The organism is Candidatus Merdisoma sp. JLR.KK011 (genome assembly GCF_036941125.1).
Taxonomy (GTDB): domain Bacteria; phylum Bacillota; class Clostridia; order Lachnospirales; family Lachnospiraceae; genus Laedolimicola.
Window position 1 is genome coordinate 990,790 of record NZ_JAYWSZ010000003.1, and the last position, 21,233, is coordinate 1,012,022.

18 protein-coding genes are annotated in these 21,233 nt (G+C 45.3%); 13 read left to right on the forward strand and 5 right to left on the reverse strand.

All coding sequences use genetic code 11. From position 1 onward, the window contains the following. Window positions 1-11: 11 nt before the first annotated feature. Together VV089_RS05670 and VV089_RS05675 are read right to left on the reverse strand one after the other, a co-directional pair. On the reverse strand, window positions 12-1,073 hold the full coding sequence (locus VV089_RS05670; RefSeq protein WP_172540811.1) for a helix-turn-helix domain-containing protein: 1,062 nt from the start codon (window positions 1,071-1,073) through the stop codon (window positions 12-14). Window positions 1,074-1,242: 169 nt separating this feature from the next. Continuing rightward, window positions 1,243-1,623 (reverse strand): TnpV protein, encoded by a 381-nt coding sequence (locus tag VV089_RS05675; RefSeq protein WP_172540810.1) that lies wholly within the window; start codon window positions 1,621-1,623, stop codon window positions 1,243-1,245. 279 nt (window positions 1,624-1,902) lie between these two features. Here VV089_RS05675 and VV089_RS05680 point away from each other — a divergent pair, with 279 nt between their 5' ends. Then, entirely contained in the window at window positions 1,903-2,904 is a 1,002-nt protein-coding gene (locus VV089_RS05680) for a transposase (RefSeq protein ID WP_334335241.1), read from the forward strand. A gap of 372 nt (window positions 2,905-3,276) precedes the next feature. Here VV089_RS05680 and VV089_RS05685 read toward each other — a convergent pair whose 3' ends face one another. Next, on the reverse strand, window positions 3,277-4,098 hold the full coding sequence (locus VV089_RS05685; protein WP_172540808.1) for a DeoR/GlpR family DNA-binding transcription regulator: 822 nt from the start codon (window positions 4,096-4,098) through the stop codon (window positions 3,277-3,279). A gap of 443 nt (window positions 4,099-4,541) precedes the next feature. Between VV089_RS05685 and VV089_RS05690 the strand changes: the two genes are divergently transcribed. The 8 genes from VV089_RS05690 (at window position 4,542) to VV089_RS05725 (ending at window position 14,245) form a co-directional block, all read left to right on the forward strand. Beyond that, window positions 4,542-5,561 (forward strand): sugar ABC transporter substrate-binding protein, encoded by a 1,020-nt coding sequence (locus VV089_RS05690; RefSeq protein WP_334335242.1) that lies wholly within the window; start codon window positions 4,542-4,544, stop codon window positions 5,559-5,561. Window positions 5,562-5,706: 145 nt separating this feature from the next. Further along, window positions 5,707-7,185 (forward strand): sugar ABC transporter ATP-binding protein, encoded by a 1,479-nt coding sequence (locus VV089_RS05695; RefSeq protein ID WP_334335243.1) that lies wholly within the window; start codon window positions 5,707-5,709, stop codon window positions 7,183-7,185. Window positions 7,186-7,209: 24 nt separating this feature from the next. After that, entirely contained in the window at window positions 7,210-8,160 is a 951-nt protein-coding gene (locus tag VV089_RS05700) for an ABC transporter permease (protein WP_334335244.1), read from the forward strand. Between the two features lie 14 nt (window positions 8,161-8,174). Next, complete coding sequence (locus VV089_RS05705) at window positions 8,175-9,347, forward strand: zinc-dependent alcohol dehydrogenase (protein ID WP_334335245.1); 1,173 nt, start codon at window positions 8,175-8,177, stop codon at window positions 9,345-9,347. A gap of 25 nt (window positions 9,348-9,372) precedes the next feature. Next, complete coding sequence (locus VV089_RS05710) at window positions 9,373-10,413, forward strand: 2-hydroxyacid dehydrogenase (RefSeq protein WP_172540804.1); 1,041 nt, start codon at window positions 9,373-9,375, stop codon at window positions 10,411-10,413. Between the two features lie 15 nt (window positions 10,414-10,428). Further along, complete coding sequence (locus VV089_RS05715) at window positions 10,429-11,907, forward strand: FGGY-family carbohydrate kinase (protein ID WP_334335246.1); 1,479 nt, start codon at window positions 10,429-10,431, stop codon at window positions 11,905-11,907. Window positions 11,908-11,947: 40 nt separating this feature from the next. Then, window positions 11,948-12,958, forward strand: a complete 1,011-nt coding sequence (locus tag VV089_RS05720; protein ID WP_334335247.1) for a class II fructose-bisphosphate aldolase — start codon at window positions 11,948-11,950, stop codon at window positions 12,956-12,958. 72 nt (window positions 12,959-13,030) lie between these two features. Further along, entirely contained in the window at window positions 13,031-14,245 is a 1,215-nt protein-coding gene (locus VV089_RS05725; RefSeq protein ID WP_172540801.1) for a mannitol dehydrogenase, read from the forward strand. Window positions 14,246-14,288: 43 nt separating this feature from the next. On the opposite strand, the gene VV089_RS05730 is transcribed toward VV089_RS05725, so the two are convergent. Both VV089_RS05730 and VV089_RS05735 read right to left on the reverse strand, forming a co-directional pair. Further along, window positions 14,289-14,492, reverse strand: a complete 204-nt coding sequence (locus VV089_RS05730; RefSeq protein WP_334335248.1) for a hypothetical protein — start codon at window positions 14,490-14,492, stop codon at window positions 14,289-14,291. Between the two features lie 2 nt (window positions 14,493-14,494). Continuing rightward, window positions 14,495-15,013, reverse strand: a complete 519-nt coding sequence (locus VV089_RS05735) for a hypothetical protein (RefSeq protein WP_334335249.1) — start codon at window positions 15,011-15,013, stop codon at window positions 14,495-14,497. 455 nt (window positions 15,014-15,468) lie between these two features. Between VV089_RS05735 and VV089_RS05740 the strand changes: the two genes are divergently transcribed. From VV089_RS05740 to VV089_RS05755, 4 genes are all read left to right on the forward strand, one after another. Beyond that, window positions 15,469-15,651, forward strand: a complete 183-nt coding sequence (locus VV089_RS05740; RefSeq protein ID WP_172541642.1) for a hypothetical protein — start codon at window positions 15,469-15,471, stop codon at window positions 15,649-15,651. A 4-nt stretch (window positions 15,652-15,655) separates the two neighbouring features. After that, a complete protein-coding gene (locus VV089_RS05745; RefSeq protein WP_334335250.1) occupies window positions 15,656-17,332 on the forward strand; it encodes an IS66 family transposase in 1,677 nt (558 codons plus the stop codon). Window positions 17,333-17,603: 271 nt separating this feature from the next. Continuing rightward, window positions 17,604-18,914: an IS4 family transposase gene (locus VV089_RS05750; protein WP_334334949.1), complete on the forward strand. Its 1,311-nt coding sequence runs from the start codon at window positions 17,604-17,606 to the stop codon at window positions 18,912-18,914. Window positions 18,915-19,259: 345 nt separating this feature from the next. After that, window positions 19,260-21,233 carry a methyl-accepting chemotaxis protein gene (locus VV089_RS05755; protein ID WP_334335251.1) on the forward strand — a complete coding sequence of 658 codons (1,974 nt, stop codon included), beginning with the start codon at window positions 19,260-19,262 and terminating at the stop codon, window positions 21,231-21,233.

Genomic DNA, 21,233 nt, shown 5'->3' on the forward strand with positions numbered 1-21,233 from the left:
ATGCTATTAAGTTACTTTTGTTCAATATCTATTTCCTTTATTAGTTCATGCAATTCTGGACTGTCTTTTAAGAACTCGGTTTCTTCATCTGTGTTAATTGACTGAATAATAGCTTTTTGAAGTTTTGGTCCAAATGATTTATCAACTTCTTTTGTTTGGATGTGGCGATATAATGGCGATTTGTTAATATCCCATTTTTTTGTGAGTGATTTTAGCATAGGCAATAGTATCTTCAAAGATTTAACCCTATTTTTTGTAGCGTTATAAAGTTGAAAATGTGCAACATAGGAATTGTATTCCCACAAATCAAATAACTGAGCAGCTTGCTTATCAACATCAGCGATATATTTTGCGGCCTCCATTCGTTCTTCTTTAAGTGCAATCTCCATTAAAGTCATTAACGCTGCGTGAATTTCATTTGTTGCAGATAATAGTTTTTCCTCTATCAGTTTCGCTGCCTTTTCTAAATCTCCTTGTGCAATATATATATTTGCCTGAGCCTGTTCTCTGTCCACAGGACTTTTCTTGGGGAGTGTATTGAGTATTTCCTGCGCTTGCTCATAATCTTGTTTTCCCATCAATTTAGAAATTAGACACGCTTGTGCTTGCTCTCTAATAGTCGCATCTTCACTTTGTGCTGCACGATAGTATAAAGATTCAATTTTTTCTCGATACATTTCGTTTGACTTGTTTTTGCTGCCATGAAGCATCAAGGCACCGTCTAACAGCATTGCTAAATTGCTCACCAGTAAATCGCAAGTAGGATATTCTTTTAACTTTTCAGTGGCAAGCAAATATCCTGCTTCAAAACCGTTTTTATCCATCGTTTCAGAAACTTCATTCATAAACAGTGCAACTTCTTTTTCTGACAAATCATCTTGAAAAGATAATAGCGTATTCAGGTCTGTATCGAGAAGTCGGGCAAGTGCTGGCAATAAAATTATATCGGGATATGAAGTTCCTTTTTCCCACTTATTTACAGCAGGTGCAGAAACCCCAAGGTAATTCGCAATCTGTTCTTGCGTAAAACCTTTCGCTAAACGTCGCTCACGAATTATTTCATTGATTTTCATAATGCTATCTCCTTTACGATTTAACTTTTTCGTACCTTTATTGTAGCATTAATTACTTACATTTTCTATTTATCACTTATTAACTTTCAAGAAGAAATATTAACCGGTAATTAAGTTCTTATCAAACAAGCGGTGTTCCTGTTCCTCAAACAGAAACACCGCTATGATTTTATTGATAAATAATTTCGCTATTTACAACTTCCATTGCACGGTTGTGAATGTTATTCATCAACTGCACCCACAGCATTTGATTTTCTGCTTTAAGCTGTTCTGTCACATTCTCTTTTGCAGCCATTTTCTTAACCAACCGACAAAGTATATTTTCGGCTTGTTCGTTGATGTCAGCAAGATAACTGTTCAATTTGCCACTTGTGAGCAGCGAAATATAAACCGCCCGTTTATGTTCCTGCAAGTAGTGTTTGTGTCGCTGTCCCCATAAGCCAATAGGCTTGTGTTCTTTTTCGGTTGGTAAAGTAAGGCAAGGAATATAATAATCTCCTTGCAGTTCATACCAAAGACCGTTGCTTTCATCATAAATATACTTGTCCATAAAAAATCCTCCGTTATAATATATTCGCACATATGTCACAGTTCTCCGACTGCCACACTTTGTTATATCTTGTTATGTGATTTTCTTGCCCTTAATTTTGCCCTTATAAGCAGTCAGGGAAAGAGTAAACAATTTTCAAAGTGGTTATGTATTGAGATAGGTTTCCAAAGCCACTCAGATACGCTTGAAAAAAAGCAGATGCTTTAGTATAATGGAACCATGGCAGAGACAGGAATCTGATAGGATGTGTGCCATTCATGAGAAAGGCGGTAGATGCCATTGAAAGCAGATACAATCATAAAGGATTATGTTAAAGATGCAGGCGTGTTTGCCGATATTTTTAATTACTATATTTACGGAGGGCGGCAGGTGATCCTGCCGGAGCAGCTTACAGAGCGTGACTCCACTAAGATCGCACTGCCATACGGTGCGGACGGCGCAGTGATTCCTGTCCAGAAATTCCGTGATGTGCAGAAGTTGTATGCAGCAATGACGGACGGAAAGATTGAATATGTCCTTTATGGAGCAGAGAACCAGGCCGAAATTCATTATGCCATGCCTGTGAAGAACAATCTCTATGATGCATTGGAATACGCAGGACAGGTGGAAGAGGCGGCAAAATCGCACAGGAAGGAAAGGAGACGGAAAAAAGAGGAGGGGGAAGCGTCTGTTGAAGAAAGTAGGAAAACACCAAGTGCAGGTGAATTCTTAAGCGGTTTCTGGGTGGAGGACAGACTGATACCTTCCATTACGGTGACTATATTTTTCGGTTCGGAAGAGTGGGATGGGCCGTTAAGCCTGTTTGATATGATGGATGTGTCAGACCCGGACGTGCTTGCCTGCATGGACAATTACCATGTGCGGCTGATTGCCCCGGCGCAGATGGCGGATGAGGAGATCATGAAATTCCAGTCCAGCCTGCGGGAGGTTATGTTGTTTATCAAGTATTCGAAAGACAAGGAGAACTTAAGCAGGGTATTGGCGGCCAATGAAAGGCGTTTCCGGGAAGTAGAGCGTAGGGCGGCAGATGTGATCGAAGCAATTACAAATTCAGGCATAAAATATGATGAAGAAGACGAGGTGGTTAATGTGTGCCAGGCGATTCAGGAAATGAGGAAAGAATCTGAACGGGATGGAGAACGAAGAGGTGAGTTAAAAAAGGCTCAGGAAGCAGCTAGAAATTTTTATAATCTTGGAGTTGATGTTGAAAAAATTGCTCAAGGTGTAGGGTACGCTGTAGAAACAATAAAGCAGTGGCTTGGGCTTTCGAGTGATAATTAGTGTTGGCTTAATGTAGAAATGGAATGATACAATAAGTGGTAGATACAAACTCATCTCTTTTCGTGTGGATTTTTGTTTAGTCGCTTAAATTATACCGCAAAGAGACTGAGTTTGTATTTTTATTTTTAAAAAATCAAAAAGTTGTAAACTGGTGTTAGTACTATAATATTTAAAAATATTTAAAGCGGAAGGGTAATATGATAATCATTCTATGGAAGAGCAAAACTATAATATGCCAAGGATTCGTTCTAATACCCTTACGGATACTCCATCAATACATGCCTCTTCAGGATGGGTTGACTTGAACTGTTAAAATATGGAAAAGAGCTATAGGAAGCAGCTCTTTTTCCATAGATTATTTTTTCCTGCGAGCTATTCCTCACTTAGATCCGGAGCCACAATGCAATGAATTCCTTTTGCATTAAATCTCCGGATTTCTTCTTTCGTAATATGCCAGTCCGTAATCACCTGGTAAAGCTTCTGAGGTACATTCACCTGGATCAGGGAATCATCCCAGAACTTGGAGTAATCCGCCAGCACAAAGCACTGCTTGGCAGAATTTAAGATGGTCTGCTTCAGATCGGCCTCCTGGATATTCGGCGTAGTGATTCCGTGCTCATAGGAAATATGCTCGATTCCGATAAATACCTTGTCAAAAATCATTTTCCGAATGGTATCGGTGGTAATATAGCCGCTGGTGGCCCGGGAATCATGGCGGATTTCACCGCCGGCAAAAATAATTCTCAGATCCGGAGTCCCGATAAGCTCCGTGGCATGATCAAAAGCATTGGTCGCAATCAGAATATTCTGCTTGGGTTTGTTCCGAAGCAGCTTCACCAGCTCGAAGGTCGTCGTTCCGCTGTCGATATAGATGGTGTTGCCTTCCTCTATATAATCGTAAGCAGTCTGTGCAATCGCAGCCTTTTCCCTCAGATATTTTGTTTCACGAGTCTGATAAGACATTTCTTTTGCCGTGCCGATTGGCTTGATAGCGCCTCCCCAGGTTCGCTGGAGGAGATATTCTTTTTCCAGGGACATCAGCATATTGCGGATAGAGACGCTGGATAAGCCAAGCTGTTCGCTCAGCTCCGATACGCGGACGCTGCCTTTCTGGTTGAGCTCCGCCAAAATAAAAGCTTTTTTTTCATCGTGCTTTAAACGATGCTGTTTTAAATTACCATTATTTTCATTCATAATCATTTTACTAGTGGGTGAAGAAGAAACAGAATATTCCATATTTTGTACAGTGACAGGGCGCTGAAGGTGTTTTAAAATAACTTCAACATCCCAAAAACGTTCTATAAAAGGTAAATCTATTATACCAAAATAAAAATATAAATCAAGCGAAATTAGGAAAAATTAGGAAAATAGAAAATTTTAATCGGATATACAATTAAAATCTTTTGAAAAATATATCGATTTATGAAAATAAAACAAAAAAACAAGCAAAATAGAAAGAAAATGTCCTGTGAATTGTGAAAATGAAACAAAAATAAAAAACTATATTGACAGCATATAAGAAAGTTGCTAAAATAAACTTACGAATTCGAAAGAAATAAGCAAAATATCTTTCGAAAAAGTTACGAATATGGCGCGCAAGTATTCAAAACAAAAAATAAAGTGTGGAGGTATGAGAAATGAAGAAGAGTTTAGCAATTCTTTTAGCAATGTGTTTATCCTTAGGAATGATCGGCTGCGGATCTTCAAGTGCACCAAAAGAAGAGCCCCCTGCTGCAGAGAACAATGATGTGGAAGCTGCAGAAGAGGTGGAAAACGAAAAGCCGGAGACGGAAAACAGCGGAGAGTTTACAGTAGGCTTCTGTCCTATGGATTTATCTAACAATTTCTGGGCAGCCATTGCCAATTCCTTTGAGGCAGCAGGAAAGGAAGCAGGAATCAAGACTGTAGTAGCAGACGGAAAATCCGATTCGGCAACACAGGTTTCCGCTTTGGAGAATTTCATTTCTCAGGGTGTGGATGTGATTGTAGTGGGTCCTGTTGATTCTTCTTCGCTGACAGGCGTTATTGCAGAGGCAAAAGAGGCTGGGATCCCCGTAATTACTCATACAACGGCATACGAGGATGCAACCTGTAATATGAATGTGGACGAGCTGGAAATGGGAACCGCTATCGGACAGATTTGTGGAAAATGGATGGCGGATACTTTCGGAGAGGATGCAGATTGTAAATTTGCTATTTTGACCCAGAGCGCTTTGGAGCAGACGATTGGCCGGGAAAACGGAATTAAGGCTGGTATTGCAGAATTCTGTCCCAATGCAGTTTGTGCAACCACGATTGATGCCCATACAACGGATCTCGGCATCACGGCAGGAGAGAATATTCTTGCAGCTCATCCTGATATTGTAGCGATTGTCGGCATTAATGACTCCGGAGCTCTCGGAGCATATGAGAGCTGTATTGCCCAGGAGGTAGGCGAAGACTTTTTCCTTGGCGGCGTTGACGGAACAGAGCAGGCACTGGAGCTGATTTCCCAAGGTACGATTTACAGAGGAACTGTATATTTGAATCCTGTCGGAACAGGACAGCAGTTTATTGAGTATGCACAGACCTTAAGAGACGGCGGAGAGATCCCAGAGTCCTTTATGGTTCCTGTCAATGCTATCAGTGCAGAAAATATTGATGAGTATAAAAATTAATTGCTTGCATAGATAAAGCTGCTTGAAGAAATGGCGGTTGTCGGGCCATAGAATTGTGTACTGGCAGCCGCTGTATTTATGGAAATTCCATAGAATTGGGAGTGAAAAAGCTTTGGAAAAAATGACCGGAGATATTAGTCTCAAAATGAATCAGATCTGTAAATCCTATCCGGGAGTTCAAGCGCTTAACCATGTAGACTTTGAACTCCGCAAGGGGGAGGTGCACGCACTTCTGGGAGAAAACGGCGCAGGCAAATCAACTTTGTGCAAAATTATTGCAGGGGCGCAGCCGATGGATTCCGGAGAATACTACCTTTTTGGTGAACGGATCGAGCAACTGTCGCCCCTGGAGGCAAAAGAGAAAGGAATCGCTATGGTTTATCAAGAATTTAACCTGGTTCCTTATCTGAAGATTTATGAGAATCTGTTTTTAGGAAAGGAAATGATGCATGGCTTAAATACAGATAAGAAAGCCATGATAAAGAAAACAAAGGAAGTTTTTGGACGATTTGGAATTGAGATTGATCCAGAAGTACGTGTCTGCGACTTATCTAATGCGTATAAGCAGTTGGTTGAAATTGTAAAAGCTATTTTGGAGGATGCCAAAATTTTATGTATGGACGAGCCGACGGCGCCGCTTACAACCCGGGAGGTAACCATTCTGTTTGAACTTATTGAGTCTTTGAAAAAGGAAGGTGTCTCCATTATTTATATTTCTCACAGATTGGAAGAACTTTTTAAGGTTTCCGATCGCATCACTGTGATGCGTGACGGGCAGTACATCAAGACGATTCCCACTAATGAGACAAATAAAGATGAACTGGTAAAACTAATGGTCGGCAGGGAATTAAGTGATGAATATCCGAGACGAAATATTGAAATCGGGGAAGAGGTTCTGAAAGTGGAGCATCTTTCTACAGAGAATACAGGCATTTCAGATATTTCTTTTTCCTTGAAAAAGGGTGAGATATTGGGCTTTGCCGGTTTAGTAGGCGCAGGTCGGACAGAAGTTATGAGAGCGCTTTTTGGAATTGATAAGAAGAGTGCCGGAGATATTTACCGAAACGGAAAACGGATTGAAATCAAGGAACCTATGGATGCGATTCGCAATGGAATCAGTTTGGTTCCGGAAGACCGAAAGGGGCAGGGAGTCTCCCTTACGCTTCCTATACGTGAAAATATTTCTCTTGTAAAGTTAAAGGCATTGGAACGTTTGCTTTCCATCGACAGGAAGAAGGAGAAAAGGCTGGCAGAAGAATATATAGAAGCTCTGTCTATTAAAACGCCCGGAATGGAGCAGCTTGTTAAAAATTTAAGCGGTGGAAATCAGCAGAAGGTTGCAATTGCAAAATGGCTGGCTATGGATTCGGATATTATTATTCTGGATGAACCTACACGGGGAATCGATGTGGGAGCAAAGTACGAGATCTATTTATTGATGAATGAGCTTGTAGAAAAAGGAAAGTCGTTGATTATGATTTCATCTGAGATGCCGGAACTCATCGGAATGTCGGATCGGATTATGGTAATGCATCAAGGCAGGCTGACAGGAAAATTGGAAGCAGAGGAGATTGCAGGAAATAAGGAGATTCAGCAGACAGTCTTGGAAATGGCTTCTAATTAAAGGATAGAAGAGGTGCAGAGCAAAATGAAAAAAAGATTTTCTTTAAGTAAAATTTTTGTGTATTTGGTACTGGTGGTCATAATACTCTTTTTTACGGTGACCACAGATACCTTTTTGACATCCAAAAACATTTTAAATATTTGCAGACAAATATCAATGATAGGTATATGTTCCGTGGGAATGACCATGGTTCTTCTTACAGGTGGGATTGATATTTCTGTTGGTTCCATTATCGCTTTGGTAGGAGTTGTAGCTGCAAAGCTTATTGGGGAAGCAGGAATGGCGATATTTCCTGCCATGGTGATTGGTGTTGTGGTAGGAGCGCTTTGCGGCTTGATTAATGGAATTATGGTGGCGAAGTTTGATGTCCCTGCTTTAATTACTACACTTGCTATGCAGACTATGGCCAGAGGAGCGGCGTACATTCTTACATCTGGTATACCTATTTATGGTTTGCCGGAGGAAATCAAGACCCTTGGGCAAGGATATTTCTTTAAGATCCCGATTCCTGTTATTATCATGGCACTGATTTTTCTATTTGGATGGTGGCTTCTGGAGCAGACACGGTTTGGAAGGTATACCTATGCCATTGGAGGAAATCAGGAGGTGGCCAGGCTTTCTGGTATCAACGTATTGAAAATGAAGATTTTTATCTATACTCTAAGCGGACTTTTTGCAGGATTATCGGGCGTAATTATGCTGTCGCGTATTAATTCCGGACAACCGGCCACCAGTTCGGGCTTTGAGATGGACGTGATTACAGGTGCGGTTCTCGGTGGAATCAGCGTAGCCGGCGGAGAAGGAAAACTGGTTAATGTAATTGCAGGCGTTTTGATTATGGGAATGCTGAGCAATGGTATGACCTTGATGAATCTGGACGAATACTGGCAATGGGTTGTGAAGGGAATTGTCCTTTTACTGGCCGTGACCTTTGACAATATGCAGAGAAAAAGAAATGCGAAGGTAAAACTGTAAATAAGGAGGAGACAATGGAGGGTACGTGTAAAGCGGCTGTATGGACCGGGAAAAAAGAGATCTGTGTGACGGATGTAAAGCTTCCGGAATGTAAGGAAGACGGAATGATTATCAAAGTGGATGCAGCAAGTATCTGCGGTACGGATCTGCACGTGTTTCGAGATAAGCCTTCTGTTCCTACAATTCTGGGCCATGAGGTTTGCGGAACGATTGTGGAAATGGGAAAACATGCAAATAAAAGCATCAAGTGCTATACAGGAACTTTAAAAGTGGGCGACAGAATCAATCTGTATCCCTGGATCACTTGTGGAACCTGTAGAAGCTGCCTGCGCTTTGGGGCTGGAGCCTGCGGAGTGTGTGAAAATTCTTTTGTCTATGGCCTGCCATATGAGTGTCTTGGAATGTCCGGAAAACCAGTGATGTCTTCCTCGGTGGAAGAAGCGCCTTACATTAAAGGAGGCTTTTCCGAATATATGTATATCCTTCCTGGAACTTATGTGTGGAAGGTGCCGGATACTATGCCGGCCAGTGTGGCTTCTCTGTTAGATCCTATGGCAGTTGCCGTGCGGGCTGTTGAGCTGGCACAGCGCTCCCCGGGAGTGCTTGAGGATGTCCTAAACTGCAACGGGACAGCTTTGGTGATAGGGGACGGGCAGATTGGCGCTTTGGTTTCAGCTGTTTTAAGAAAGCTTGGGATAAATAAGATTCTCATTGCAGGCGGACGGGAGGAAAGACTGAGCGTAGCACAGGCCGTTTCCAAGGCAGATGCCGTTATGAATTATCACAAGCAGAGCTTGGAAGAGAGAAGAGCAATCGTAGATGCTTATACAGACGGATTTGGTGCAGATGTAGTATTTCAATGTGTAGGAAATGCGCAGGCCTTCCGGGACGGAATCGACTTGATGCGTTCTGTTGGGACTTTGGTTGAGGTTGGAAACATTGCTTCAACTGCTCCGGTGAGTTTTGATCCTGCAAGGGATTTATGCTCTAAACACGCAACCTATATTGGAATGAGCGTGAATACACCGTCAGCTTTTGATAAGGCGTTTCATATGCTTTTGAACTATGAGGAATTGGGGCTTGAAAAGCTTCTGACACATCGATGTACATTAGATACTTTATCAGATACTATGCTGAATTCGGGCGCACCCAGTTATATTAAGGGGTGGGTAGACTTTAGCAAATAAAATTACAATTTTTTGGAGGACAATCATGTCAAAAAAAATAGTAGGAATCTATGACCTTGGAATCACAAAGGAGATGATGGAAAAGCTTTGTGAGATGGAGGAATTCGGATATTCTGTAGAATTAATCGAAAAAACAACCGGAGAGGATGAGCTGTCCTACCAGGCATCCATGCTTTCCGTAGAAGTAAACGGGCCAGAGAAAACACCCATCAATCCAGCCGTATTTGAGGCAGTGAAAGAAGCAGAGATCGTAGTGACCCACTTTGCGCCAGTAGGGAAAAAATTGATGGAAGCAGCGCCCGGCTTAAAGGTGATCGCCACCTGCAGAACAGGAATGGAAAATATCAATATGGAGGAGGCCGAAAGAAGAGGAATCCAGGTAATCAATGCGCCCGGAAGAGCGGCAACGGCAGTGGCTGATTTTACCGTAGGCGCCATGCTCTGCCAGATCCGGAACATAGCAAGAACCGACGAGGACATTAAGCATGGAGGGTGGGCCAAGAAATTCCCCAACTCCAAGGATTCCTATAATATGTGCGACTATCGTGTGGGACTTATCGGCTTCGGCGACATTGGAAAAAAGATAGCGGTTCGTTTAAAAAGCTTCGGCACAACTGTGCTCGCCTATGATCCCTTCTGCCCGGCAGAAAAGATTGAGGAATCAGGCTGTGTTCCTGCCGATCTTGACACGCTGTTGGAAACCTCAGATATCGTTTCCATTCATGCCAGACTGACCGAGCAGACCAAAAATATGTTCAACGCAGAAATGTTTGCCAAAATGAAGTCCACGGCAATTTTTGTAAATACGGCAAGAGCCGGCCTGGTAGATGAGGATGCTTTGATAAAGGCGCTGCAGGAAAAGAAAATCGGCGGAGCCGTGCTGGATGTGTTTAAAGAGGAGCCGCTGTCGGAGGGACATCCTTTACGTAAGATGGAAAATGTAACACTTGCCGCCCATCTGGCGGGCACCAGCCAGGGAACCTTCAGCGCATCTATTGAGATTATCCTTGAGGACTTAAAAAATTATGCCAAGGGACAGGCGATGGCCCATGTGATGCATGGATGACGGGAGGTTGGAAGCTTGAAGCAAAGAGAAGCATTTTTGGCTCTGGATTTTGGCACTTCAAACGTACATGTGACCTTGATTGATTCCGCAACGGCAGAAGCAATCGCAGGAACCAGCAAAAAGTACGGCTGGTATACGCCAAAACCAAATGAGATCGAATTGCATGCCGAAGAGATATGGGATGCCTCCGAACATGCGGTTGCCAGGCTGTTGAAATGCCTGCCGCAAGGAGTACATATCATCGGGCTTACCTTTTCTTTTTTCGGCGATAACATTACGGCTGTTGACCAAGAGGGAAATGCCCTCTATCCGATGCTTCCCGGCTTCTGCGGCCGATCCGGGGAAGAGGTCCGGCAGATGGAGAGGGAGATTGGAGCCGGGGAGTACGCTAAGATCACAGGAAACACCTTATCCACCCTAAGCTCTGTGTCAAAGATTCTCTGGTTAAAGAAGAACAGGCCGGAAGTTTTTGAAAGGGCGGCAGGATTTTACTCCAACCAGCAGTATATTTTGCACCGGCTTGGATTTCCAGGCGTACAGGATGTGACAATGGCTGCCAGAAAACTGGCTTTTGACGTAAAGGGCTGCCGCTGGTCGGATCCCCTGCTGGAGCTGATGGGAATTCCGGCAGAAAAGCTGGGGACCAATATCCTGGAGTCTGCTGCAACGGTTGGAAGCATTCGTTCCTATGGAAGGGTAAAGCTGCCGTACGAAATCCCCGTTACCATCGGCTGCCACGACGTATCGGCCACCCTTCTCTCCACAGGGGTTCAGCTGGAGCACTCAGATACTATGGGCGTTTTGATGGGAACCTATGAGCAGATCGGGTATTTTTCCGATACCTTTGTAGAAGGCTGCAATGACTTTGAAGATTCTTTGATTTTTTCCTGCTGTTATAACGCTCCTTTTAAAGGAAAGTATACAGTCATGGATGCATTTCCCACGGCGGGAGCCCTGCTGGAATGGTACTGCAAAAAGATCCTAAAGGATGAGAAGGCGGATATCGGGAAGCTGATTGAAGCAGCAAAGCTTGATGGGGAGAATCCTCTGCTGTTTTTACCCTATGTAGAGAATTTCCACGGGGCCGTTCTGGGCATGGGGCTTGGCACAACCACAGAAGAGATTTTCGAAAGCCTTCTGGAGAGCCTGGCATTTCAATTTGTTGCGTGTATTGATTATATCCGCTCCACCCGGGAGGAGCCCTTCACCAGGATTCATTTCGGCGGAGGCGGTTCCCGTTCGGAGAAGCTTCTTAAGCTCCGGGCCGATCTGATTGGAGCGCCGGTAGGACGGATGGAGAATCTTGAGCTGCCTTCCATAGGGGCCTGTATGCTGGCCGGGATTGGAAACGGTATTTTTCAGGATGCAGAAGATGCGGCTGCAAAAATGGTAAAGGGTGTGGAGTATTTTTATCCCCAGGAAGCAAACAGGAAAAAATACGAGGACAAATACAGAAGGTATAAAGATATTTCTGCCGTTTATCTGCATGGGTAGCGGCTTTTTGACCAGAGACTTTCGATAGAAGGAGAAAACGATGGCGATTATAACAAGAAGAGAAGAAGTGGTGAAAATATATGAAAGTGCAGCAGAAAAGGGCTGGGTCATTCCCTGTCTCTGCACGGAAAATCTGACAACCACCGAGGCAATTATTTCGGCTGCCAGTGAATTCGCAAGGGACAACCATCTGGAACGGGTTCCCGTAACACTGGCGATCACGGTTCAGTATGAGCACCGTTCCCAGTCCAGGAATTATACACACAGCCGGAACTGGGACACAGGGCTTAAGCTCTTCCAGGCAGACGCAGAGGTTCTGATGCGTGAGGGAGGAGATTATGAAAATGTGGATCTTCTGCTGCACCTGGATCATGTGCAGCATGATCTGGACGCAGATCTCTGTGACAGCGATCTGAGCAGTTTTTCTACCATTATGTACGATGCTTCCAATCTGCCGCTGGAGGAAAATATTGCTAAGACAAGGGCATTTGTAGAGAAAAAGGGGAAGGACATTGTGATTGAAGGCGCCTGTGACGAGATTGTAGACGCAGGCGGCGAAGCTCACAACGATATTACAACTGCGGACAAGTGTGCCGATTATATGAAACGCACCGGAGTCGATATGGTGGTAGCCAATCTTGGGACAGAGCACCGGGCTTCGGGAAAGGATCTTCAGTATCACGGGGAGGCGGCCCGGGCCATCAAAGAACTGATTGGGTCGAAAATCGTACTTCACGGAACCTCTTCCGTATCCAATGAGCAGGTAAAAAAGCTCTTTGCGGACGGCGTCTGCAAGGTAAACATCTGGACGGCTCTGGAAAGAGATGCTTCTCCTAAGCTGATGGAATTCCTGGTGCACAATGCCTCAAAGGCGGCCGGGCCGGGGACAGTGGAGCATCTTCAAAAGGAAGGCTATCTGACCGATCGTTGCGTGACCGGAGAAAAGGAAGCGCTGAGCGCCTTTACCACAGCAGCCAGACAGGATGTGGTTTTTGAGGCTATGAAGCAGATTGTGCGTGAGTATCTGGATATGTGGTATGTCCTGCGGTAAGATTTCGTGAATGAGGCTTGGGGCCTGTATAAGACAGGCCGGCAATATAGAGAATGAAAGGAACGGAAGAATATGAAGGCAGTCATGTACGGCGGAGGAAATATCGGCCGGGGTTTTATCGGCATGCTATTTTCGGAATCCGGCTATGAAGTTACGTTTGTGGACGTGGCAGAGACCGTGGTGGAGCAGCTGCAGAAAAAAGGGGAATATCCTCTGCGTTATGTGTCCGGCCGGGGACATGAGGATTTGAGAGTGAGGCCGGTTACGGCGGTAAACGGAAAATATATGGAGCAGACGGCAAAGGCCATTGCAGAGTGCGATATTATGGCGACGGCTGTGGGGGCCCGTATCTTAAAGCTGATTGTTCCCAATCTGATAGCAGGACTGCGCAGGCGGTGGGCAGAGGGCAGAGGGGCTTTGAACATTATTATCTGTGAGAATCTTATGGATGCAGACCGGATTCTGGAGGGGATGCTGAAGGAACAGCTTACGGAGGAAGAGTGCCGGATATTTGATGAGCAGGTGGGCCTGGTGGAGGCTTCTATCGGGCGCATGGTGCCGGTTCAGACAAAGGAAATGCAGGACGGGGATCCGCTGCGTGTCTGTGTGGAGCGGTACGGCTTCCTGCCGGTAGACAAATCCGCCTTCAAAGGTGAGATTCCGCAAATCAAAAATATGATTCCTTTTGAGCCTTTTGATTTTTTCATCAAGCGGAAGCTGTATGTCCACAATATGGGACATGCCGTCTGTGCTTATCTGGGGGATCTTCTGGAGCTTGATTACATTTACCAGGCGATTGATAAGGATGAGATTTACATTATTGTCCGCAATGCCATGGAGGAAAGCGCAGCGGCTCTGTCCGCAAAGTATGAAGTTCCTCTTGGGGATATTATGAAGCATATTTCCGATCTTTTGTACCGGTTTACCAATGGAGCCTTAAAGGATACCTGCAAGAGAGTAGGCGGTGATCCGGGGCGGAAGCTGTCGCCGGAGGACAGGCTTATAGGCTCTGCCCGTCTGGCCCTCTCCCAGGAGATTGTCCCGGCTTACATAGCCGTAGGAGCGGCGGCAGGCGTGTGGCAGTACATAAAAGAAACGGAAGGGATGGAGCAGACCCAGAAGCAGGCGGAGAATGTTCTGGCCGAGGTTTCCGGCCTGGAAAGAGGCGGAGAGCTTATAGAGCTGATTCTGGGGATGTATCAGCTGATTTTAAAAGGAAGAAGCATTGGAGAGCTTCGCAGAGCTGCGGATAGGGTGAAGGCGGAGAGTATGAGGGATGTAGTGTAGTGTAAGGCTTGAAAAATGGGGCTGTCGCAAAATAAGACAGCCCCTATTGCATATTTTGGGAATAGTTCATAGCCTTTTGGCTAAGCTCACGGACAGTGAGCCCTTCATCTAAGGATTGCTCACGCCATTTTGTATAATCGAAAGGTTCTTTTGTTATTAATACAATAAAACGCTCCGCATCAACATAACCCAATTTAGAAATTAATGCATTGATTCCTTCCTGCTTAATAATGGTATCTGTTTTCATATTCATTCCTCCATTTCATTTACAAAAACAATGGGGCTGACAATTTTGATTTCCGGGATTGGAGTATTTAAGAGTTTTTTATCCGTGGTTAAGTAATATTCGCAGTGGGCAGCCACAGCACAAGATATGTGGAGGGCATCATATGTTTTTATCCCTTTTAAAGCAAGGGATTCTGCAAATGTAAGAATTGCTTCTGTTTCTTCTGAAATATATGTGGAAGCGATTGTTCTCCAGGGAGCAATTGCCATCCGTTTTTCCTCATATGGATTTTTCCCGTTTTCATAATCTAAAATGTAAGACCATGTCAAATCGTAGATGCCTTCTCTTATTTTTCCCTGAATATGTAATTTTGCTTGTGCTTCAAGATGAATTTTGATTTGGCTTTGGTCATCAAAAGGCCTGTTGTAGCAGCAGTTATCCAGATAGATGTTCAAGTATATTTCACCACCTTTAATTTTATAGATAAGTATAGCATAAAACAATGAGTTTGAGAATGAAATAATAAAGACTTTTTCAGACACTTCCAGTCCTCCGTTACTGTTCACTCCGTGCCCAGTAACAGTCCTCCTTCAGCTATATTCCGTCAATAGCATGTAAAAGAGGCAAACGGCGGAAAGAACAGGCTTACATATCTTTATGGCTTTGCATTTGAAGGGAAAAAACGGTTACTGTTCACTCCCTACATTTGACGATTGTGAAAAGTGACGAAATTTAAATTTTTTATATGTGGATAAATAAAGCGGACAGAAAAATGATGTTTATAGTTTTTCTGTCCGCTTTATTTATCAGAAAGTTATCCACATTTCTGTCTTCCGTTTCGTCCCAGGCATGCTTCCTTGCCCTCTTTTTATGGATAATATTTACTCGCTTTTTTTAAATTATCCACCGTCAAATTGACCATGCCCTCAAATACGGAAATTCGCATTTTGAGGGCATCTATAGTATAATTACCTTATGAAAACGGAGGATTGAGAGAATGAAAAACATGGAAGATGAAATCGTCCTGCTTAACAAGGCCGTTGCCTGTCTCGAAGAGGAAGTCCAGGCAAAAAATGAAATCATCAGGCAGCAGGAACGCATCATTAAGGCCCAACAGGAACACAACGGTGAATTATCGGCGCTGATGAACAGAATTCTTGACTCCTTAAAGAAGGGCTGACCACATGAACGCTTCCTTTGAATACACCACCACTCTTGAATACAGGCTGAAAGCGGCCAACGCACAGATATGCGCTTTCAAATCCGGTGAAATATATGTCCGCATGCAGGAGGAATACCTGAAAGAATTACGTTCTTTGGAACGGGAAATCCGGAAATTGAAGGACGAGCTTTCACGTGCCCGCAGTGAAACCGTTTCCGTCCGCAATCAATGGTTTGAGATATTTGAAGAACTTCAAAAGGAATGCGAGCGAAAGCTGTCGGCCTTGCGAAAAGAATTGGAACGAATGGAAAGGCGTGCCATAAAGGCAGAAAGACAGAGAGACGCCGCACTGGACAAGGCAACCCGGCAGCGCCATAAGATCTATGGGCTGGAAACGGCGCTGGAAGAGGAAAAGGGCAGGAACTTGAAGCTGAGGGCCCAAATCAACCGGGATTATGAAAATTCCTCCATCCCTTCTTCCAAAACGCTCCGCCGCAAGAAGATCTCCAACGGCCGGGAAAAAAGCGGCCGTAAGCCGGGCGCCCAGCCGGGACATCCGGGACACGGCAGGAAAAAGCAGATCCCTGCCACGGATCCGGTTCCGCTGCCGCCGCCCCGGGAAGTGCTGGAAGATCCGGATTTCAAAAAGACTTCAAAAACGATCGTGAAACAGCTGGTCAACATACGTACGATACTGGAGGTCACGGAATACCGCGCAGATGTGTATTATAATTCCAAAACCGGCGAGCGGATCCATGCGGAGTTTCCTCCCGGCGTTGTGGACGAGGTGAATTATGGTGGAAGCGTCAAGGCCTTCCTGTTTCTGTTGAATAACGACTGCTGCACTTCCATCGACAAAAGCAGGAAATTCCTTTCCGATTTGACTGATGGCAGGCTCAGCATATCCAAGGGCATGGTTAATAAGCTTGGCAGGGAATTTGCCAAAAAAACGGAACAGGAACGAAAAGCGACGTTTGCCGATCTGCTGCTTAGCCCCGTCCTTCATACGGATTGTACCAACGCAAGGGAAAACGGAAAAAATGCTTATGTATTTGTGTGCGCTGCCCCGGATGGAAAAGCGATGTATTTTGCACGCAGGAAAAAAGGGCACGAAGGAGTAAAAGGCACCCCGGTCGAAGATTACCAGGGAATCCTGGTTCACGATCATGAGAAAACCTTTTATAACTATGGTGCACAACACCAGGAGTGTCTTGCGCATGTCCTCCGCTATCTGAAGGACAGCATAGATAATGAAGCTGACCGGACCTGGAACAAGGAAATGCGTGCTCTGGTACAGGAAATGATCCACTACCGGAACGGCCTGCCGGAAGAGGCGCCTCCTGACACCGAAAAGGTCAGGGAGTATGAAGAACGCTGCCGGGCAATACTGCAAAAAGCGAAAGAGGAATACGAATACATTCCAGCAAGTGAGTATTATAAGGACGGATACAACCTGTATCTGCGGATGGAAGAATACATGTCCAACCATCTTCTGTTCCTGCATGATCACAGAGTTCCGGCTACAAACAATGAAGCGGAGCGTCTGCTTAGAGGATATAAGCGCAAGCAACAGCAGGCTGTGTCATTCAGGGGATTCGAGTCCATCGAGTATCTCTGTGAATGCATGAGCATGCTTATTCAGATACGCCAAAACGAAGAATCAAATTTATATAACAGAGTATCCGGGATATTTGGATAAAGAAAACCGATGGTTTCGACTAAGATTAGTCTACACCATCGGTTTGTTTATCACAAGCTGACCTCTGAACCAATGTCATTAAGTTAAGCTGATTGAAAAAATCTTATCCTATGGTCTAACTCAAATTTATCAATAAATTTCTCAAAAAGTGGTTGACACAGAGCCTAAAATGTGCGGCCGCTCTCGCTGCTGATTATATTTTAAGAGGCGGCGAGAGCGGCCCTTGAAATTGAAGACAAAACTATTATTTCAATTTCAAGGAGGTACTTATATGTCATTTCCTCAAAAGGTCAAGTCCACTCTTTGGGCGATCGTGGACAACATGGCCTGCAACACTGCCTGCTTCGTTAAAAAACCAAAAAAGGACTTTACCCGTAACCGTAAGCTGGGCTTTGCTCAACTCATCCGTTTCTTTCTCTCTATGGAAAGCGGCTGCATCAACCACGAACTATTGAAATATTTTTATTTCCTTCCCGATGAAATCCCCTCTGCTTCCTCCTTCATCCAACAGCGGGCCAAGCTCCTTCCCGAAGCTTTCCGACATGTCCTCACGCAGTTTAACCTTCGTTTCCCGGCAAAAGGGCTTTGGGGCAAGTATTCCCTCATTGCCGTAGACGGCTGTGAATTTAACATTGCCCGGAACCCTGGGGACCCTTCCACCTTCCATCCTACAAGCGGAAGGTCTAAAAGAGGCTTCAACTCTCTCCATACCATTTCTCTGTATGACCTGCTTTCCAAGAGGTTTTTGGATATGGTTCTCCAGCCGGGAAAACTCAAAAATGAATTTCACGCTATCTGCCAGCTCATTGACCGCTATATTTATGGCGGTTTCCCAATCTTCGTGGCTGACAGGGGGTTTTCCAGCTATAACGTCTTTGCACATGCCATTGAAAAAGGCTGTTTCTTTGCCATCCGCACCAAAGACATCAACATAAAACGTCTCCTTGCAGCCGACAGCCTGACGGACCGGATGGATGGCTGGACAGAAGTTATCCTTTCCCGGTCCAGGGCCAGAAAGAAAATGCAGCACCCGGAATCAGCCCCCCTGTACCGCTATATATGCAAAACTGTCCCCTTTGACTTTATCTCGGACAACTCTCCGGAATACCATATGCGGCTGCGTGTGGTTCGTTTTCAGATAGCGGAAGGGGTTTTTGAGAATATCCTTACCAATCTCCCCTCGGATGAATTTTCATTGGAAGAGATAAAGCGACTTTACTATCTCCGGTGGGGCCAGGAAACTTCTTTCCGTGATTTGAAGCATACAATCGGAACCGCAAACTTTCATTCCAAGTCTCCGGAATACATCGAGTTCGAGATTCTTAGCCGGATGACCCTGTATAATTTTTGCACGATTATAACCATGGAGGTTCCCATAGAAAAGAGAACGGAGAAATGGGAATATCAAGTCAATTTGTCTATGGCAATAAAAATATGCTTTGCATTCCTTTCAGACCATGTGGGTCCCGGAAGCGTAAATGACCTGATCAGCCGTTATATACTGCCGATCAGGCCAGAGAGAACCTATGCCCGCCAGCTAAGGTTCCAAGCACCAGCCAGTTTCGCTTATCGTTTCATATAAAGCGCAACTGCCGCTAACAGTATACCATTATTTGAGGCAGATATGCAATCTGTCTGTTTGCTATACCAAAAAACTTCCCATTATACTGCAGATCAGCTTATAGAACTTCTGACAGCTAACAGAATCCTCATATCATCACAATATATGGCTGATTTATGGCAGGGTTCCTCTGACAAGCCTTGTTTAACTTAATGACATTGCCTCTGAACAGTAACGAAAAACGTGCTGATTGGCTGAAAATTCTCCTGCCAAAGGTTGACAACAATACCTCCCCCTCCTATAATAGACAATAGAAACTACGGCTGAACGGCAAGCCTTCAGCTAAAACCGGGGGGTACATAAAAGATGAAAAGCATACGAAGAAAAATCACCATCTGTCTGATGCTGACGGTTCTTGCGGCACAGATTTTTGTAGGCGCAGTCAGTATCTCACTCAATTACACCAGCACCATCGCCACAGTGGATCAGATGATGTGCGAGAGTGCAGCCTTAGCGGCGGGGCGCGTAGAGCAGGAACTCTTGGCCTATGAAAATGTGGCCGCAGACACAGGCTGCATTTCACAGCTTTCCAGTCCGAGTGTAAGTGTGGAAGATAAGCGTTCCATCATTGACGAACGCGTAGATATGCACAATTTCCAGCGGGGCAACATCATAGGCGCAGACGGAATCAGCATCTTTGACGGAAAGGATTATTCCGACCGGGAGTACGTACAGCAGGCCATGGAAGGGAATGTATACGTGTCGGAGCCTCTTATCAGCAAGGTTACCGGCGAGCTGTCCATTATGGTTGCGGCGCCTCTCTACAGTGAGGGGATTCATGGGGGAACAGTCAGCGGCGTTGTTTATTTTGTGCCTCATGAGACCTTTTTGAATGATATCACTTCTTCCATCCAGGTGAGTGAACACAGCAGGGCTTACATGATCAACAAATCCGGCGACACCATTGCGGATGTCACTTTAGAGACCATTATGGTTCAGAATGTGGGGAAGGAAGCGCAGAGTGATTCTTCCCTGAAGGAGCTTGCGGCCATTCACGAGGCCATGTGCCGGGGAGAGAACGGCTTTGGAAGCTATAAGAGCGCAGAGGGCAGCATGTTTGTAGCATATGCTCCGGTAGCAGGCACAGATGGCTGGAGCATTGCAGTTACAGCGCCCCAGTCTGATTACCTGGCTACTACCTATACAGGAATCGCCATTAACGTTGCTGCGATTATAGCGGCTATTCTGGTATCCGTCGTGGTAGCCTTGAAGCTTGCAGACAACATCAGCAAGCCTATGAAGGCCTGTGCAGAACGAATGAAGCAATTGGTGGAAGGAGATCTGGAGTCACCTGTTCCGATCGTCACCAACCGGGACGAGACCGGCATGCTTGCCAAGTCCACGGCAGAGCTGGTGGAGGGTCTTAGTACCATTATCAAAGACATTGGTTATCTCCTGAATGAGATGGCCAATCAGAATCTGGATATCCGTTCCCGGCACAGCGAAGCGTATGTTGGGAGCTTTCAGAATATTTTACTGTCCATGCGCAATCTGAAGCTGGAACTGAGCGATACCATGCTCCAGATTAACCGCTCTGCAGACCAGGTTTCCGAGGTCAGCGAGCAGGTATCCATGAGCGCCCAGAATCTCAGTCAGGGTTCTGTTGAGCAGGCAAGCTCCGTTGAGCAGCTTGCGGCCCGGATCAACGAGATCTCCAATCAGGCTAAGGATACGGCCAGCGGCGCCATTGATGCAAGAGGGCAGACGCACCAGGCCGGTAAGGAGATTTCCGTGTGCAACCAGCAGATGCAGGAGCTGATGGAGGCTATGGATAAGATCCAGAACAGTTCCAATGAGATCGGCAAGATTATTAAGGCCATTGAGGACATAGCATTCCAGACGAATATTCTGGCTTTGAATGCGGCCGTGGAGGCAGCCAGAGCCGGAACTGCAGGCAAGGGCTTTGCCGTTGTGGCAGATGAAGTGCGCAATCTGGCCAGCAAGTCGGCAGAGGCCTCCCAGAGCACGGCAGCGCTTATTGAGAATTCCACAGAGGCCGTTCGTACCGGAACAGAGATTGCAAAGCATACGGCGGAAACCCTGCTTGAGGTTGTGAGCAGCATGGAATCTGTGATCAGTTCCATTGACAAGATCGCATCCGTATCCAGCGAGCAGTCCGAGGCCGTTACTCAGGTAACCGAGGGAATTACTCAGATCTCCGGCGTAGTTCAGAGCAACAGCGCCACTGCGGAGGAAAGTGCGGCATCCAGCCAGGAGCTTTCGGCGGAAGCCGTCGGCCTAAAGCAGCTGGTAGAGCAGTTTACACTGGCAAAGGATTGA

Excerpts from the sequence above, each read along its gene's own strand:
- VV089_RS05670 (WP_172540811.1), bottom strand. The coding sequence starts at position 1,073 with ATGAAAATCAATGAAATAATTCGTGAGCGACGTTTAGCGAAAGGTTTT.
- VV089_RS05675 (WP_172540810.1), bottom strand. The coding sequence starts at position 1,623 with ATGGACAAGTATATTTATGATGAAAGCAACGGTCTTTGGTATGAACTG.
- VV089_RS05685 (WP_172540808.1), bottom strand. The coding sequence starts at position 4,098 with ATGAATGAAAATAATGGTAATTTAAAACAGCATCGTTTAAAGCACGAT.
- VV089_RS05690 (WP_334335242.1), top strand. The coding sequence starts at position 4,542 with ATGAAGAAGAGTTTAGCAATTCTTTTAGCAATGTGTTTATCCTTAGGA.
- VV089_RS05695 (WP_334335243.1), top strand. The coding sequence starts at position 5,707 with ATGAATCAGATCTGTAAATCCTATCCGGGAGTTCAAGCGCTTAACCAT.
- VV089_RS05700 (WP_334335244.1), top strand. The coding sequence starts at position 7,210 with ATGAAAAAAAGATTTTCTTTAAGTAAAATTTTTGTGTATTTGGTACTG.
- VV089_RS05705 (WP_334335245.1), top strand. The coding sequence starts at position 8,175 with ATGGAGGGTACGTGTAAAGCGGCTGTATGGACCGGGAAAAAAGAGATC.
- VV089_RS05710 (WP_172540804.1), top strand. The coding sequence starts at position 9,373 with ATGTCAAAAAAAATAGTAGGAATCTATGACCTTGGAATCACAAAGGAG.
- VV089_RS05720 (WP_334335247.1), top strand. The coding sequence starts at position 11,948 with ATGGCGATTATAACAAGAAGAGAAGAAGTGGTGAAAATATATGAAAGT.
- VV089_RS05725 (WP_172540801.1), top strand. The coding sequence starts at position 13,031 with ATGAAGGCAGTCATGTACGGCGGAGGAAATATCGGCCGGGGTTTTATC.
- VV089_RS05730 (WP_334335248.1), bottom strand. The coding sequence starts at position 14,492 with ATGAAAACAGATACCATTATTAAGCAGGAAGGAATCAATGCATTAATT.
- VV089_RS05740 (WP_172541642.1), top strand. The coding sequence starts at position 15,469 with ATGAAAAACATGGAAGATGAAATCGTCCTGCTTAACAAGGCCGTTGCC.
- VV089_RS05745 (WP_334335250.1), top strand. The coding sequence starts at position 15,656 with ATGAACGCTTCCTTTGAATACACCACCACTCTTGAATACAGGCTGAAA.
- VV089_RS05750 (WP_334334949.1), top strand. The coding sequence starts at position 17,604 with ATGTCATTTCCTCAAAAGGTCAAGTCCACTCTTTGGGCGATCGTGGAC.
- VV089_RS05755 (WP_334335251.1), top strand. The coding sequence starts at position 19,260 with ATGAAAAGCATACGAAGAAAAATCACCATCTGTCTGATGCTGACGGTT.